Consider the following 14,971-nt stretch of genomic DNA (forward strand, 5'->3'; position numbering starts at 1 on the left):
CCCACGGACGGTGCCTGCCGGACGGCGAGCGCCATCCCTCGCCCGGCGCCAGCCGGACCGCGACCGGCAGCCCTCGGACGCTGACCGTCGGACCGCGACCAGCAGCCCTCCGACACGGGCATCAGACCGCAAGCACCAGCCCCCGAGCGGTCGTCGGACCGCGACCACCAGCCCTCCGACACCGGCATCAGACCGCAAGCACCAGCCCCCGACACGGGCATCAGACCGCGAGCGGTAGTTCGGAGGGCGGGCTCGTGAGGCCCAGGCGGTCGCGGCGTGCGGCGAGTTCGGCGAGGAGTTCGGTGAGCCGGGCCCGGTGCCCGGGGGTGAGCCGGCCGGTGTCGTCGAGGTGGACGGCGCAGGCGGTGGTGGTGTCGACGAGCCGTTCGAGGAGGGCGGCGACCTCGTCCGTGCCCTCGGTGTGGCGGGCGAGGGCGGGCAGTTCATGCGCGGCGAGGGCGATGGCGGTACGGGCCTCGGCGAGGGTGCGGTAGGCCTCGCGGCGCAGGGTCCAGCGGACGGCGCGGTCGTCGGGGCCGTCGAGGACGTGGCTGAGGTAGGCGTGCGCGGCGCCGGTGGCCGCGGTGAGCCGGGCGCGCACCTGGCCGCCGCGCTCCCCCGGCATCGGCAGATGTCCGACGACGATGACGATCGCGCAGGCCAGCAGGGTCTCGGCGATACGGCTGACAGAGGCCTGCGGCTCGCCGCCGACCATCACGAGGGACAGCACGAGCACGGTGACGACGGCGGTCTGCGCGGCGAAGTGCCGGGTGGAGACGGGGATCAGCGCCCCGCAGACGGCGACCAGCGCGACGAGTCCCTCCGGCCGGGGCAGCACGGCGGCGAACGCGGCGAACAGCAGCGCGCCGAGCACGGTCCCGGCGGCCCGGCACAGCACCCGCGACACCAGCGGTCCGAGGTCGGGCTTGACGAGGAAGACGGCGGTGGCGGGCAGCCAGTACCAGTGGGTGTGCTGCCCGTACCAGTGGGAGTGGTGCAGGGCCTGGGCGATGGCCGCGCTGGCTCCGAAGCAGAGGGCGACCCGCAGGCCGTACTCGCGCCCGCCCGCCCCGAACGCGGTCCGCAGCAGATCGCGGGGACTGCGCCGACGGGTGTGCAGATCTCCTCCGCCGCCCCGGTCGAAGGCCTCGGCGGCGTGCAGCAGCGCGTCGTCGAGGGCGCGCAGCGCGGGCGCGGACCGGGAGGGCGCGGGCAGCGGCCCGGTGGGGGTGTTGTCGCGTACGGCGGCGGCGAGCCGGCGGGGGGCTTCGGCGGCGCGGGCGGAGACGGCGTCCCCGGCCCAGGCGAGGGCGGTCGCGGCCTCGGCGAGGGGCAGGGCGGCGGCGTACTGGGCGTGCAGACGCCGTTCGGCGGCGGAGCTGGCGAAGCGGCGCAGCCGGGGGCCGGTGAGGGCGTCCTGGGCGTGGTCGAGGGCGGCGGTGAGGGCGGCACGGCGGGCGGTGGCGTGGGGGGTGCCGGTGGCGTCGAGGAGGTCGGCGACGGCGTCGTACACCCCCGAGACGGCGGCGCGCTCCCCGTCGAAGCGGAAGTCGCCGGTCAGGGAGCCGGGCGTGGGCAGCGCGAGCCGTAGCGCGAGCAGCCAGCCGGCGCCGGCGAGGAAGGCGAGGGCGCGTGTCCAGCCGGCCTCGGGCACGGGCATCCCGGCGCCGATGGCCGCCGCCACCAGCAGCTGTGTCCCGGCGCCGGAGGCGACGGGCCCGATGGCGCTCATCCCGCCGGCGAGCAGGCCCAGGGCGGTCAGTACGGCCGTCAGCGCGACGGCGCCCACTTGGTCGCCGACGTACGTCCCGACGAGCATCCCGGCCGCTCCCGCGAGGGCGGGTGCACCGAGCCGCTTGACGGCGGCCCGTCGGCTGCCGGGCCGGTCGTTGATCCCGGCGAGCATCGCGGCGATGGCGGCGACGACTCCGAGGGAGGCGCGGTCGGCGAGGACGGCGGCCAGCAGCAGCGGCCCGGCGGCCAGCGCGCCGCGGGTGACCGCGTTCCAGGGGACGGGTCCGCGCTGGGCACGCAGGGCGTGGGCGAGCCAGGGCGGAAGGACGGTGCGACCGGCAACGGCGGAACGCGGGGACACAGGGCTCCTGTCGTGTCGAGGGCGGGGGGCCTTCGGGCGACGGTGGCCGGGGCGGTCAGCGGTGGGCTGTGGTGTCCACGGTAGGGGGTGGTTCCGGGGGTCGTGGGGCGGTTGCGTTTCGGCGAGGTGACGGCTGGGCCGGATCCCGCTTTCTTTATGAACGCAACGCCCGGAAGGGCATTCCTGGTGCCGAAGGGCCGGGAATGCGGGAGCGGGAGCGCGGGAGCGGGGCCGGAGGCGTAGCCTGCCCCCGGCCCCTGTCGATGCCGCCCATGGGGCACGCCGGCACGCTTGAGGACCCAGGTGAGTCTGATGTCGTCGCGTCCTGCCTTTGGACCACCGCGCATCGAGCTGCGCGGGCTGGACTTGAACCAGCATTTCGACGTCCGGGGCCCTGGGCCCGGTCGATCCGGCGATCGGCGGCGAATGCTGAGTCTGGAGCAAGAGTCTGAGATTCTGCGATCACCGATGATGGGTGATCATCACGACAAGCTTCAGTTTCAGCTTGCGCTCCTCGCGCACCCCGGCCTCAGTGGGCCGGGGGGTCTGAATTCACTTGGCCGTAGCCGGGTCATGCGAAGAGGTACCCGAAAACCGAGTCACCCACCCGCTGGTCGACGACGTCGACGCCGTTCGCCTCTTCGCGGGCGAATTTCACGGCCTGCTGCACCTTCTCCACGCGGGCGAGGATTTCGTTGACCCGGCGGGCCGGAAGGGCTCCGGAGAACTTCACGGTCGTCCAGTAACCGACCGGCACGTCCTCGTAGTACACCTCGACCTGCGCCGGGTGCTTCTCGGTCGCCTCCGCCTTCACATGGTTGCGGGGCACCTTCCTGGTCCGCAGGGTCCGCACCGGCTCGGTCTTCCAGGCGTCGGTGGAGGGGTCCTCCACCCAGGCCTCGGAGGCGTCGAGGACGGGCAGCTTCCGTACGAAGGTGTTGAGGTCGACGAGCTGCTTCTCCAGGAACAGCAGGTAGGACACGGGGGCGTCGGCGACGAGGACCCGTCCGTCCACCTTCACGTCGGCGCGGGCGGTGCAGTTGGCCCAGTCCTTCGTGGCGGTCACGTCGAACAGCCGGGTCAGGGTGGCCGCGGTCTCCCGCAGCACGTCCTCGGCCTGCACCTGCACACGCGTCGACTCGGGCGGCAGCTGCTCGCCCTCCTCGTCCTTGGGCTGGTAGGTACGCGAGATACCGGCCAGCAACGCGGGCTTCTGCAGCCCGTGATGAGCCGCGGTCAGGTCCTGGTGAGCCTTGGACTTGATGCCCTTCTCGACTGCGATGATCTGATTGAGTTTCGCCACGAGAACGACCGTAGCAACGGCAACTCATTCTCTTCCAACGATTATTCGAGCACCTGACTCACGAAACGTCCCGCACGCTTTCCCCGAAAAGGATCTCGGCCTGTTCGAGCGCGGTCACGATCTCACCGGATTCGGCGTTCCCGAGAAGGGATACGAGTTCGTCGACGTCCCGCAGACCCGCCCTTTGCAGCAGCCGTTTCTCGTTCGTCACCCACTCCCCCCGCGCCGCCAGCACCGCGTGCCCGACCTGCGTCGCCGCCACGGCGAGCGCCCCGGCGGCCTCGGTGCGCCGGCCGGCGGCGGCGTGGGCGGCCCGGGCGTAGCCGAGGGTGGCGCGGGCGGTTCCGTACCAGCGCTCGGGGGCGGTACGGCGGAGCCTGCCGGGGTACGCGGCGGGCTGCTGCAGCTCACCGCGCAGCACCTGGTTCACGGCCAGCTCGGCGACGACGAGATAGCTCGGGATCCCCGCGAGATGGAACAGCAGCGGCTCCACCCGGAACCGGCCCTCCTCGGCCTCGGCCCACTCGTGCTCCACGACGTCGAGGTCCCGGTAGTGCACATCGACCCGCCGCCCGTCGACGGTCAGCCAGGCTCCCCCGTTGAAGACTCCTCCGCCCCACCCGCCGATCTCCGACACCTCCCCCTCCCAGCCGACGGCCCGCAGGTCGTCGGGGTCGAAGGTCCCCCGGTAGTACACGGCCAGGTCCCAGTCGCTGTCGGGGCGGTGCGTTCCCTCGGCCCGGGACCCGCCGAGCGCGACGGCCCGGACCGCGGGGAGCGCGGCGAGTCGGTCGGCGGTGGTGTCGAGGAACTCGGCGTCGCTCAGGGCGGGCACGGGCATCGGTCTCCCAGCGGTCACGATGACGGGGCAGGGCAGGGCGGGGCGGGGCGCGGCAGGGCGGAGGCGCTCCGGGAGGCAAGGGTGGCGGCGCGGCGCGGCCGGTGTCGAACGGTTATCGGCACCAGTGCTCCGGCGGCGTCGCGCCCAGTGCGTCGCGCCCAGTGCGTCGCGCTCAGTGCGTCCCCCACACCCGCCTCTTCGGTACCGGCCGCCCGAAGCTCCCCGCTCTGCTCGTCGTCAGGCCCAGGTGCACCAGGGATTCCGCCAGCTTCACCGCGGCTCCCACGCCGTCCACGACCGGCAGCCCCAGCTTCTCGCCCACCGTCCTCTGGAGGCCGGTCATCCCGGCGCAGCCCAGGACCAGCACCTCCGCGCCCGCGTCACGGGCCCGTTCGGCCGCCGCGAGGAAGGCCGCCTCGGTGCGTTCCCCGTCACCGAGGTCGAGGACGCCGAGGCCGGTGCCCACGACGGCGGCGCAGTTGCGGCCGACGCCGGCGAGTTCCAGGCTGTCCTCGATCTGGCCGCAGGAGCGCTCCAGGGTGGTGACGACGCCGTAGCGGCGGCCCAGGAGGCAGGCCAGGTGGGCGGCGGCCTCGGTGATGTCGACGACGGGGGCGTCGACCAGCTCCCGGACGCCTTCACGGCCGTGTTCGCCGAAGCCGGCCATGACGACGGCGTCGTAGGGCGGTCCGTCGTAGGTGCGCAGGAGGTCGATGACGGCCGCGGCCGAGAGGTAGCTGTCGAGCCAGCCCTCCACCGACTCCGGTCCCCAGTCGGGGGTGAGGCCGAGCACGGCGGTGCCCGGGCCTGCCGCGGCCCGGGCACCTCGCACGATCTCCTCGGTCATCTCCTGCGTGGTGTTGCAGTTGGTGACGACGATCCGTACGTTCCGCACGCTTCTCAGACCTCCGTGGGCTGTTCGGGGACGGCCGCCCGCTCGGTGCGGGTCAGCAGGACGTAGAGGCCGGCGGCGAGGGCCGTGCCGATGAACCAGGAGTAGGGGGCGATGTCGCTGAACGTCTTCACCAGGGCGAGCACCGCGGCGACCCCGGCGGAGGGCAGGAACGCCCACAGGGCCTTGGGGTTGACGCCCTTGCGGTAGTAGTAGCGGGAGCCGGGGGTGGCGTCGAACAGTTCGTTCACGTCGACGCGGCCGCGCTTGACCAGGTGGTAGTCGACCATGATCACGCCGAACAGCGGGCCGAGGAAGGCGCCGAGGCCGCCGAGGAAGTAGTTGACGACGGTCGGGTTGGAGAAGAGGTTCCAGGGGGTGACGACCAGCGCGGCGACCGTGCTGATCATGCCGCCGACCTTGAAACTGATCTTCTGCGGCCAGACGTTGGCGAGGTCGTACGCCGGGGAGACGAAGTTGGCGACGATGTTGACGCCCATGGTGGCGATGGCGAAGGTCAGCGCGGCCAGGACCAGCACCCAGGTGTTGCCGACCTTGGCGACCAGTTCGGCCGGGTCGGTGATGGCTTCGCCGAACACCTCCAGCGAGCCGGCCGTGACGATGACCGACACCACCACGAAGGCCGTGGAGTTGACGGGCAGGCCCCAGAAGTTGCCGCGCCGGACCGTCTTGTAGTCGGGGGCGAAGCGGGAGAAGTCGCAGAAGTTGAGCATCAGGGTGCCGTAGGTGGCGAGGATCAGGCCGATCGCGCCGAACCACTGCCGCCACTGCTCACCCACGGAGACGGGGTGCGGGGTCGTGGTGAGGGAGATGGTCCAGCCGGCCTTGGCCAGCACCCAGACCGCGAGCGCGATCATGACGAGCCAGATCGCGGGGCCGCAGAAGTCCTGGAACTTGCGGACCGACTCCATGCCCTGGCTGATGATCAGCGCCTGGATCAGCCACAACGACACGAACGACACCCAGCCGAGGGCGTCGAGGCCGAGGAAGGAGTGGTGGGTCCAGGACTCCAGGCCCGGCCAGGCCGCCAGCAGCATCACGTTGACCGCGACGGACGCCAGGTAGGTCTGGATGCCGTACCACATGATGGCGATCACGGCCCGGATGAGGGCGGGGATGTTGGCGCCCCAGACGCCGAAGCTGATCCGGCTGACGACCGGGAAGGGCACGCCGTGGCGCTGGCCGATCCTGCCCATCCAGTTCATGCCGATGTAGATGAGCACGAAGCCGACGAGGAGGGAGGTGAAGACCTGCCACACGTTCATGCCGAGGACCAGCAGACCGGCGGCGAACGTGTAGTTGCCGAGATTGTGGACGTCGGACATCCACATGGCGAAGAGGTCGAAGACCTTCCAGTTCCGCTTCTCGGCGGGGGCGAGGTCTTCGTTGGTGAGCCGGGGGTCGGGGACGAACGCGGGTGCGCCGGTGGCTTCGGCACTGTCGGCGAGGGACACGGGGGCCTCCATGAGGGGGATCACCGGATGCGGAATCCTCGTTTGGTATACCAAACTGCGGACATAGTCCTCCCGTCAAGCGGTGCGACCGATGTCCGTCCCGTTACGGCTCCGTAAAAGCACCCCCGGGTCGGCGAAGATGGCCCCATGAGCCCCACGGCGAAGATCGAACCCCTCGGAGCGGTGCGCGAACGCGTCCTGGCCACCCTGCGGCAGGACATCATCGCGGGCCGCCTGCGCCCCGGCGACCGGCTCGTCGAGCGCGAACTGGCCGAGCGGCTGGGCGTCTCCCGGGTACCGGTCCGGGAGGCCATCCGGTCCCTGGTCGCCGAGGGCTTCGTCCTCTTCGAGTCGGCGCGCCGGACCGTCGTCCGCCGCCTCACCCCCGACGACGTCAAGGAACTGTTCGAGCTGCGCGAGGCGCTGGAGGTGTACGCGGCCGGACTGGCCGCCGCCCGCGCCACCCCGGACGCCCTCGCCGAGCTGCGCGACCTCCTCGACCAGGCGGCCGCCGCGACCGCCGCCGACGACGCCGAGACGATCACCGACGTCAACACCCGCTTCCACGACGGCATCCTCGCGATGGCGGGCAACAGCCTGCTGATCTCGGTCATGGAACCCGTCGACGGCCGGATGCGCTGGCTCACCCGGCAGAACGAGGAGTGGCCGCAACTGCTCACCGAACACCGTGAGCTGTACGACGCCATCGCCTCCGGCGACCCCGACCGGGCCCGCGCCCACGCACTGCGCCACGTCCAGGCCAACTACCGCTCCAGCGTGCGGCATCTCTTCGGGGACCTCTCCGGAACGGCACCCCGACGCGTGACACCACGAAAGCCGACCGCTACCGAACAACCGTCCGAATAGACTCCCGGGGTCGGACACCCAACGGGAGGAGGACAAGGACCATGGTCAGCAGACGCGGGCTGTTGAGCGGAGCCGCACTCGTGGGGACGGGTGCGATGACCGGCGTGATCGGCGGGGCGGGGAGCCCCGCCGCGGCCGCCCCGCTCGGCACCCCGTTCACCCCGGTCGCCGCCCCGCACCTCCTGGAGGCCGAGCGGATGGTCCAATGCCAGCGGCTGCTGGCCGCCGGTCATCTGCGGGCGACCTGATCGCGGTCGACTACCTGGGCACGGTCGAGAACAACACCGGCCACATGATGTTCTACGCCTCCGACACCACCGGCGAGTTCTCCCGCTACCGCTGGAGCGTCAACTCCGCCAAGTCGACGAACACCTGGCCGGTGTCGGCGGCACGGATCGTGTGACCCGAGGGCGGCGTGCCCGGGTGCTCCGGTGGACGGTCAACGGCGGGCGTACTTGTCGGTGGCCGCCACCAGCGCCTCCGCGATGCCGGGCGCGCTCGCGTTGTGCCCGGCCTGGTCCACGACCACCAGCTCACTGCCGGGCCAGGCGTGGTGGAGCCGCCAGACGACACCGACGAGATTGCCGAAGTCGAGGCTGCCCTGGACGAGGGTGCCCGGGATGCCCTTGAGGAGATGCGCGTCGCGCAGGACCACCCCCTCCTCCCCCGCCTCCCCCGCCTCGCCCAGGAAGTGCCCGTTGCCCCAGTAGTGCGTGACGGTACGGGCGAATCCCATGCGGAACGCCGGATCCTCGTAGCGCTCCACCGAACGCGGCGGCGCCGGGATGATCGCCGTCTCCCAGTCGGTCCACGCCCGCGCCGCCCGCTCCCGCACCTGCGGATCCGGCGACTCCAGCAGCCGGTTGTAGGCGGCGGGCAGATTCCCCTCCCGCGCCGCCCCCTCCGCCAGCACACCCAGGAACTCCTCGAAGGCCTCCGGGTAGAGCTTTCCGAGCCCCCGGGTCAGCAGCTCCACCTCCGCGTCCGAACCCGACGCCACCCCGGTCAGCACCAGTTCGCTCACCACGCCGGGATGCGTCTGCGCGTACCGCAGTCCCAGCACCGACCCCCACGACACCCCCCACACCAGCCACCGCTCGATGCCGAGCCGCTCCCGCAGCAGCTCCAGGTCCGCCATGAGGTGAGCCGTCGTGTTGACGCTCATGTCGGTGTCGTACACGCTCGCGTTCGGCGTGGAACGCCCGCACCCCCGCTGGTCGAGCAGCACGATCCGGTACGCCTGGGGATCGAACAGCCGCCGCGCCCACGCACTCGCCCCGGACCCCGGCCCTCCATGCAGCACCAGCGCCGGCTTGCCCCGTGGATTCCCGCAGGTCTCCCAGTACACATGGTTGCCGTCCCCTACGTCGAGCAGGCCGTGGTCGTACGGTTCGATCTCCGGATAGAGGCTCATCCGGGCACCCTAGTTCGCCCGCCATCCCGAGGTCGCGCCGATTTCGGCCACCCCGTCAGGGCCTCTGTCCGGGCAGCCCCGCCGCTTCCGCCGCCGTGCGCAGGACGTCCCTGAGCATCTCGGGGGTGAGCCGGCCGGTGAAGGTGTTGCGCTGGCTGACGTGGAAGCAGCCGAACAGTTCGAGCGGTCCTTCCGTCCTCGCCAAGGTCACCCGTGCCCCGTGCCCGAACGGCGGCCGCGGACGGGGCACCGCCCAGCCCGCCTCGGCGAACGCGGGCAGTGCGGCCTGCCAGCCGAACGCGCCGAGGACGACTGCCGCGCGCAGCGTCGGCCGCAGCAGCCGCAGTTCCCGGACGAGCCAGGGCCGGCAGGTGTCCCGCTCCTCGGGGGTGGGCTTGTTGCCGGGCGGTGCGCAGTGCACCGGCGCGGTCACCCGGACCCCGGACAGCCGCAGCCCGTCGTCCGCGGAGACGGAGGTGGGCTGCGAGGCGAGCCCCACCTCGTACAGCGCCCGGTACAGGACGTCACCGGAGCGGTCGCCGGTGAACATACGGCCGGTGCGGTTGCCGCCGTGCGCCGCCGGGGCGAGCCCCACGATCAGCAGCCGCGCGTCCGACGGACCGAAGCCGGGCACCGGGCGGCCCCAGTACGTCCAGTCGGCGAAGGCGGCCCGCTTGGCGGCGGCGACCTCCTCCCGCCATTCCACCAGCCGAGGACACGCCCGGCACCCCACGACCTGCCGGTCGAGACCGGCGAGGCCCGCGAGACCCGAGCGGTGTGCCGCACCCATGCCTCCACCGTACGCGCCGCCGCCCGGACGTCATCGGTCCGAACGCACCGCTCTCGCCCAGATCCCGTCCTCCGTCAGATACCGGTCGACCTGCAGACCCGCCTCCGCCAGCGCCTCCTCGAACTGTTCCTCGGTGAGGGGGCGGGCGAGGAAGGTCTGGGTCCAGGTCGCGTCCGGGAACGCGTACTCCGCGTGGACGGAGTGGACGCCGTCGCCGATCGGGTCCGAGGAGACCATGCGCAGGGTGAAGCCGGTCGGGTCGACGCGTTCGCGGGGCAGGTCGGTGTGGTAGTCGGCGCCCTCGCGCTGGATCAGGACGCACCCTCCGTCGGCCAGGTGCCGTGCGCAGGCGCGGAGCATGCCCCGGCGGACCTCGATGTCCCCGCTGTGGACGAGGAAGGAGGCGAGCAGCACCACGTCGAAGGTCTCGTCGAGATCGAGGGTCTCGATGGAGGCGCATAAGGTGCGCGCGCCCCGGACCCGGTCCAGCATCTCGGGGGACTCGTCCACCGCGGTCACGGTGAACCCTCGGTCCAGGAGGGCGTGGGTGACGCGGCCGACTCCGCTGCCGAGTTCGAGGATGTGCGCGCCGGCGGGCACCGCCGCGGCGATGACGTCCGGCTCGTCCCGCACCGGGAGCCGTGAGTAGAGCTCGACCGCGCAGCCGTCCGGGGTGATCGCTCCGGGGCCCGTGCCCGCGTATCCGTGTCGCATCTCAAGTCGCATGCCCGTCCAACGGCCCGCTCTCGGCCAGCCGTTCCCCTCTCGCACGGGTTCACCCGTTCGTGTCACAGCGGGAGCGGGGGCCCGAGGCGGAACCGGTCCTGGAAACGGACGATGCTGGAGTCCTGGGGCAGGTGGCCCTTGAACTCGTGGTGGTCTCCCTGGAGAACGTCCGGGCGGAAGAGTACGTTTCAAGGGAGGAATGGTGATCCCGATGCGTACGGGCAGTGAGCCGACGACAGCGCGCAGTGCACTGCGGATGCGTGCCTGGCTGAGCGTGTGGGGGCTGGTGTGGGCGATCTTCGGGACGGCCGCGTTCTCCCTCGCGGGGCGCCCGGGCTGGGCGGTCGCCTGTGGGGTGCTCTGGGTGGTGGTCACCGTGGATCTGGCGATGATCCTCCGGCACCTCCGGCAGGGCCCGCACTACCAGCCCGGTCGCGACATCCCGCCGTACCGGCCGCCGGAGCAGCGCCACCCGTGAGCGCCGGGCCTCCGGTCAGGTCTCGAAGCGGGCCGCCTTGAGGTACTGCGGGTTGGGGTCCAGTGCGGCAGCCAGACGGAAGTGGCGTTTCGCCTGGTCGCCGCGACCCTGCCGCTCGTAGGTGCGGGCGAGCGCGAAGTGCGCGTACGCGTTGTCCGGTTCCCGCTCCAGGACGACGGTGAACTCCAGCTCGGCGGGCCTGAGTTGGGCGGCGGCGAAGAAGGCGCGGGCGCGCAGCAGGCGGGCGGCGGTGTTCTCGGGGTGTGCGGCTATGACACTGTCGAGCAGTTTCACCGCGCCCCGCGGGTCCCGTGCGGCGAGCAGTTGCTCCGCGGCACGGAAGTCGATGACATGCGTCTCCGGAGTACGTCCGGTCGAACCGCTGGTATCGGGCACGGAAAAATCCTTCCCTTGCTGGGAGGGTTCAACGCGCGGAACGAGCGCCCCTATTCCGTGGACTGCCGCGCTCTGCGCGTCAGCTCGGCCCACACGTCCTTCACGCGCCGCTCCAGCTCCGCCAGCGGTACGTCGTTGTCGATGACGATGTCGGCGATCTTCCGGCGTTGTTCGCGGGTGGCCTGGGCGGCCATCCGGGCGCGGGCGTCGTCCTCGGTCATGCCGCGCAGCCGGACCAGCCGGTCGAGCTGGGTCGCGGTGGCCGCGTCGACGACGATCACGAGGTTGTAGAGCGCGGCGAGGCCGTTCTCGGTGAGGAGGGGGACGTCGTGGACGACGACGGCGTCCTCGGGGGCGGCGCTCTCCAGCGCGCGGGAGCGGGCGCCGACCAGGGGGTGCACGATCGCGTTGAGGACGGCCAGCTTCTCGGGGTCGGCGAAGACGATCGAGCCCAGCCTGGGCCGGTCGAGGCCGCCGTCCGCGGTCAGCACCTCCTCGCCGAAGGCGTCGACGACCGCCGCGAGCCCGGGCGTTCCCGGCGCGACGACCTCGCGTGCGATGCGGTCGGCGTCGATGAGCACGGCTCCGCACTCGACGAGCAGCCGCGACACCTCGCTCTTGCCGGCGCCGATCCCGCCGGTCAGGCCCACCTTCAGCATGAGGCGAAGCTTAGGGCCTGCCGACGGCCGCCGTCCCGGCAGGCCCCGTCCCGCCAGGCCCCGTGCCGCCGGTGGCTCAGTTGTCGCCTTCGCGTTCCGCCAGGAAGCGTTCGAACTCCAGGCCGATCTCGTCCGCCGACGGGATGTCGGCCGGTTCCGCGAGCATGTTGCCCCGGGTCTCGGCGCCGGCGGCGGCGTCGTACTGGTGCTCGAGGCCCTGGACGAGGGAGGTGAGCTCCTCGTCGCCCTCGCGGATCTGGCGCTCGATCTCGGTCTGGGTGCGGTGGGCGTCGGTGCGGAGGCTGTGGGCGATGCCGGGCAGGACCAGGCCGGTCGCCGCGGTGATCGCTTCGAGGACGGTGAGCGCCGCGTCCGGGTAGGCGGAGCGGGCGATGTAGTGCGGGACGTGCGCGGCGACGCCCAGGACGTCGTGGCCGGCCTCCATGAGGCGGTACTCGACGAGTGCCTCGGCGCTGCCGGGGACCTGGGCCTCGTCGAAGGGGCTGCGGTGGCCCGGGACGAGGTCCGTGCGGCTGCCGTGCGGGGTCAGGCCGACCGGGCGGGTGTGCGGGACGCCCATGGGGATGCCGTGGAAGTTCACCGACAGGCGGACGCCGAGGCGCTCGACGATCTGCTGCACGGCGGCGGCGAAGCGCTCCCACTCGACGTCCGGCTCGGGGCCGGACAGGAGCAGGAAGGGCGCGCCGGTGGTGTCCTGGACGAGCCGCACCTCGATGGTGGGTTCCTCGTACTCCGTCCAGCGGTCGCGCTTGAAGGTCAGCAGCGGCCGGCGGGCGCGGTAGTCCACCAGTCGGTCGTGGTCGAAGCGGGCGACGAGCTGGTGGGGCAGCGAGTCGAGGACCCGGTCGACGATCTGCTCGCCGGTCTCGCCCGCGTCGATGTATCCGTCGAAGTGGTAGAGCATGACAAGTCCGGCCGACTCCTGGGCGAGCGCCATGTCGACGACGGCCAGCCCCTTCGGCTCCCATGCGTACAAACCCTGCGGATCAAGCACCTGGACCGCTCCTCCTCGTGTTCCTCCATGTCAACGCGCGTACGGGCGTGGGCATTCCCGCCCTGAGGGGTGCTTGCTCGGCGGGGGGCGCCTCCAACCCCCTGGGGCGCGGGGAACCGAGCGAGAAGCCCCACGGGCGGAAGCCGGAAAGGCTGAGGGGCCGCACCTCGAAAGGTACGGCCCCTCAGTCAGGAGCTACTGCTCAGTGGGCGATCAGGCGATCAGCTCTGGCCGCCGGCCAGCTTCTCGCGCAGCGCGGCCAGCGCCTCGTCCGAGGCCAGGGCACCGGAGGTGTCCGCGCCCTCGGAGGAGTACGAGCCACCGGTCGCGGCCGGAGCCGCGGCCTCGCCGCCCTCGGCGGCAGCGGCCTCGTCGGCCTCGCGGGACTTGATGACCTGCTTCTGGTGCTGCTCGAAGCGGGTCTGCGCCTCGGCGTACTGCTGCTCCCACGTCTCCCGCTGGGTCTCGTAGCCCTCGAGCCAGTCGTTGGTCTCGGGGTCGAAGCCCTCGGGGTAGATGTAGTTGCCCTGGTCGTCGTAGGACGCGGCCATGCCGTACAGGGTCGGGTCGAACTCGACCGAGGCCGGGTCGGCACCGAAGGACTCGTTGGCCTGCTTCAGCGAGAGGCTGATGCGACGACGCTCGAGGTCGATGTCGATGACCTTGACGAAGATCTCGTCGTTGACCTGGACGACCTGCTCCGGGATCTCCACGTGGCGCTCGGCCAGCTCGGAGATGTGGACCAGACCCTCGATGCCCTCGTCCACGCGGACGAACGCACCGAACGGCACCAGCTTCGTGACCTTGCCGGGCACGACCTGGCCGATCTGGTGGGTGCGGGCGAACTGCTGCCACGGGTCTTCCTGGGTCGCCTTCAGCGACAGGGAGACGCGCTCGCGGTCCATGTCGACGTCGAGGACCTCGACCGTGACCTCCTGGCCGACCTCGACGACCTCGGAGGGGTGGTCGATGTGCTTCCAGGACAGCTCGGAGACGTGGACCAGACCGTCGACGCCACCCAGGTCCACGAAGGCACCGAAGTTGACGATCGAGGAGACCACGCCGGAGCGGACCTGACCCTTCTGGAGGGTCGTGAGGAACGTCTGGCGGACCTCGGACTGGGTCTGCTCCAGCCAGGCACGGCGGGACAGGACCACGTTGTTGCGGTTCTTGTCCAGCTCGATGATCTTCGCCTCGAGCTCCTTGCCCACGTAGGGCTGGAGGTCGCGGACACGGCGCATCTCGACCAGGGAGGCCGGGAGGAAGCCGCGGAGGCCGATGTCGAGGATGAGACCACCCTTGACGACCTCGATGACGGTACCGGTGACGATGCCGTCCTCTTCCTTGATCTTCTCGATGGTGCCCCAGGCACGCTCGTACTGGGCGCGCTTCTTCGAGAGGATCAGGCGGCCTTCCTTGTCCTCCTTCTGGAGGACGAGGGCCTCGATCTCGTCGCCGACGGCGACGACCTCGTTGGGGTCGACGTCGTGCTTGATCGAGAGCTCGCGGCTCGGGATGACACCTTCGGTCTTGTAACCGATGTCGAGCAGGACCTCGTCCCGGTCGACCTTCACGATGACGCCGTCGACGATGTCGCCGTCGTTGAAGTACTTGATCGTCTCGTCGATCGCGGCGAGGAAGGCTTCCTCGTTACCGATGTCGTTGACCGCAACCTGCGGGGTGGTGGCGGTGGTCTCGGTGCTGCTCGTCATGTGGGAAAGGGCTCCGGTTACGGACAGAAAGTCGTAGGTACTGCTACGCCGGGAGCCCGTATCGCTCTGATGAAGCCGGACAGCTCAAGAAGCGCCCCACCGGCCGAACCGGTGATGCGCCTCGACAACCGAGGGGACATACAACAGATGCGAGCGCAGCCTGCTCCGTCTGAGGTGCGCAGGCCCGCAGCGCAACTTGTAGCATACGGGGGCAGCCGGGCAGGGTCAATGCGCGAAGGCGCACACCCGGGGCAGAACGCCGCATAACCGGCACACAACCTTTCTCCTGAGGTCACGCAGGCCGCAGG

16 protein-coding genes are annotated in these 14,971 nt (G+C 71.4%); 4 read left to right on the top strand and 12 right to left on the bottom strand.

Translation table 11 applies throughout. From position 1 onward, the window contains the following. Positions 1-220: 220 nt before the first annotated feature. From ACYQ8Q_RS12295 to ACYQ8Q_RS12315, 5 genes are all read right to left on the bottom strand, one after another. Complete coding sequence (locus ACYQ8Q_RS12295; RefSeq protein WP_460064428.1) at positions 221-2,095, bottom strand: FUSC family protein; 1,875 nt, start codon at positions 2,093-2,095, stop codon at positions 221-223. Between the two features lie 571 nt (positions 2,096-2,666). After that, positions 2,667-3,398: a DUF7873 family protein gene (locus ACYQ8Q_RS12300; protein ID WP_460064430.1), complete on the bottom strand. Its 732-nt coding sequence runs from the start codon at positions 3,396-3,398 to the stop codon at positions 2,667-2,669. Positions 3,399-3,456: 58 nt separating this feature from the next. Further along, positions 3,457-4,239, bottom strand: coding sequence for a nucleotidyltransferase domain-containing protein (locus tag ACYQ8Q_RS12305; protein WP_460064432.1), 783 nt, complete (start codon positions 4,237-4,239; stop codon positions 3,457-3,459). Between the two features lie 172 nt (positions 4,240-4,411). Continuing rightward, positions 4,412-5,134, bottom strand: coding sequence for an aspartate/glutamate racemase family protein (locus ACYQ8Q_RS12310; RefSeq protein WP_460064433.1), 723 nt, complete (start codon positions 5,132-5,134; stop codon positions 4,412-4,414). Between the two features lie 5 nt (positions 5,135-5,139). Next, positions 5,140-6,606 carry an NCS1 family nucleobase:cation symporter-1 gene (locus ACYQ8Q_RS12315; protein ID WP_460064435.1) on the bottom strand — a complete coding sequence of 489 codons (1,467 nt, stop codon included), beginning with the start codon at positions 6,604-6,606 and terminating at the stop codon, positions 5,140-5,142. Between the two features lie 147 nt (positions 6,607-6,753). Here ACYQ8Q_RS12315 and ACYQ8Q_RS12320 point away from each other — a divergent pair, with 147 nt between their 5' ends. From ACYQ8Q_RS12320 to ACYQ8Q_RS12330, 3 genes are read left to right on the top strand one after another with little or no spacing between them, the layout of a single operon-like run. Then, the gene (locus ACYQ8Q_RS12320; RefSeq protein WP_460064437.1) at positions 6,754-7,473 is read left to right on the top strand and encodes a GntR family transcriptional regulator; all 720 of its coding nucleotides are present in this window, start codon (positions 6,754-6,756) and stop codon (positions 7,471-7,473) included. A gap of 41 nt (positions 7,474-7,514) precedes the next feature. Then, positions 7,515-7,721, top strand: a complete 207-nt coding sequence (locus ACYQ8Q_RS12325) for a hypothetical protein (protein WP_460064439.1) — start codon at positions 7,515-7,517, stop codon at positions 7,719-7,721. Then, the gene (locus ACYQ8Q_RS12330; protein WP_460064440.1) at positions 7,679-7,876 is read left to right on the top strand and encodes a hypothetical protein; all 198 of its coding nucleotides are present in this window, start codon (positions 7,679-7,681) and stop codon (positions 7,874-7,876) included. Before ACYQ8Q_RS12325 ends, ACYQ8Q_RS12330 begins: the two co-directional genes overlap by 43 nt. A gap of 36 nt (positions 7,877-7,912) precedes the next feature. On the opposite strand, the gene pip is transcribed toward ACYQ8Q_RS12330, so the two are convergent. Genes pip through ACYQ8Q_RS12345 form a run of 3 tightly spaced genes read right to left on the bottom strand, consistent with a single transcriptional unit; the run spans position 7,913 to position 10,391 of the window. Then, entirely contained in the window at positions 7,913-8,887 is a 975-nt protein-coding gene (gene pip, locus ACYQ8Q_RS12335) for a prolyl aminopeptidase (RefSeq protein ID WP_460064442.1), read from the bottom strand. Positions 8,888-8,942: 55 nt separating this feature from the next. Then, positions 8,943-9,677, bottom strand: a complete 735-nt coding sequence (locus ACYQ8Q_RS12340; protein ID WP_460064444.1) for a uracil-DNA glycosylase — start codon at positions 9,675-9,677, stop codon at positions 8,943-8,945. A 30-nt stretch (positions 9,678-9,707) separates the two neighbouring features. After that, a complete protein-coding gene (locus tag ACYQ8Q_RS12345; protein WP_460064445.1) occupies positions 9,708-10,391 on the bottom strand; it encodes a class I SAM-dependent methyltransferase in 684 nt (227 codons plus the stop codon). Between the two features lie 211 nt (positions 10,392-10,602). Between ACYQ8Q_RS12345 and ACYQ8Q_RS12350 the strand changes: the two genes are divergently transcribed. Further along, positions 10,603-10,881 (top strand): DUF6343 family protein, encoded by a 279-nt coding sequence (locus ACYQ8Q_RS12350; RefSeq protein ID WP_460064447.1) that lies wholly within the window; start codon positions 10,603-10,605, stop codon positions 10,879-10,881. Positions 10,882-10,896: 15 nt separating this feature from the next. Here the strand turns inward: ACYQ8Q_RS12350 and ACYQ8Q_RS12355 are convergent, their stop codons facing one another. From ACYQ8Q_RS12355 to rpsA, 4 genes are all read right to left on the bottom strand, one after another. Then, complete coding sequence (locus tag ACYQ8Q_RS12355; protein ID WP_055637991.1) at positions 10,897-11,277, bottom strand: tetratricopeptide repeat protein; 381 nt, start codon at positions 11,275-11,277, stop codon at positions 10,897-10,899. 50 nt (positions 11,278-11,327) lie between these two features. Beyond that, positions 11,328-11,936: a dephospho-CoA kinase gene (gene coaE / locus ACYQ8Q_RS12360; RefSeq protein ID WP_460064449.1), complete on the bottom strand. Its 609-nt coding sequence runs from the start codon at positions 11,934-11,936 to the stop codon at positions 11,328-11,330. 76 nt (positions 11,937-12,012) lie between these two features. Beyond that, positions 12,013-12,951, bottom strand: coding sequence for a PAC2 family protein (locus tag ACYQ8Q_RS12365; RefSeq protein WP_460064451.1), 939 nt, complete (start codon positions 12,949-12,951; stop codon positions 12,013-12,015). 221 nt (positions 12,952-13,172) lie between these two features. Then, positions 13,173-14,663, bottom strand: coding sequence for a 30S ribosomal protein S1 (rpsA, locus tag ACYQ8Q_RS12370; protein ID WP_133910183.1), 1,491 nt, complete (start codon positions 14,661-14,663; stop codon positions 13,173-13,175). Positions 14,664-14,971 lie beyond the last annotated feature (308 nt).

The organism is Streptomyces sp. YKOK-I1, from assembly GCF_054660435.1.

Bases quoted from the DNA above. Each gene is read 5' to 3' on its own strand.
- rpsA (WP_133910183.1), bottom strand. From the start codon at position 14,663: ATGACGAGCAGCACCGAGACCACCGCCACCACCCCGCAGGTTGCGGTC.
- pip (WP_460064442.1), bottom strand. From the start codon at position 8,887: ATGAGCCTCTATCCGGAGATCGAACCGTACGACCACGGCCTGCTCGAC.
- coaE (WP_460064449.1), bottom strand. From the start codon at position 11,936: ATGCTGAAGGTGGGCCTGACCGGCGGGATCGGCGCCGGCAAGAGCGAG.
- ACYQ8Q_RS12350 (WP_460064447.1), top strand. From the start codon at position 10,603: ATGGTGATCCCGATGCGTACGGGCAGTGAGCCGACGACAGCGCGCAGT.
- ACYQ8Q_RS12330 (WP_460064440.1), top strand. From the start codon at position 7,679: ATGCCAGCGGCTGCTGGCCGCCGGTCATCTGCGGGCGACCTGATCGCG.
- ACYQ8Q_RS12340 (WP_460064444.1), bottom strand. From the start codon at position 9,677: ATGGGTGCGGCACACCGCTCGGGTCTCGCGGGCCTCGCCGGTCTCGAC.
- ACYQ8Q_RS12320 (WP_460064437.1), top strand. From the start codon at position 6,754: ATGAGCCCCACGGCGAAGATCGAACCCCTCGGAGCGGTGCGCGAACGC.
- ACYQ8Q_RS12345 (WP_460064445.1), bottom strand. From the start codon at position 10,391: ATGCGACACGGATACGCGGGCACGGGCCCCGGAGCGATCACCCCGGAC.
- ACYQ8Q_RS12325 (WP_460064439.1), top strand. From the start codon at position 7,515: ATGGTCAGCAGACGCGGGCTGTTGAGCGGAGCCGCACTCGTGGGGACG.
- ACYQ8Q_RS12305 (WP_460064432.1), bottom strand. From the start codon at position 4,239: ATGCCCGTGCCCGCCCTGAGCGACGCCGAGTTCCTCGACACCACCGCC.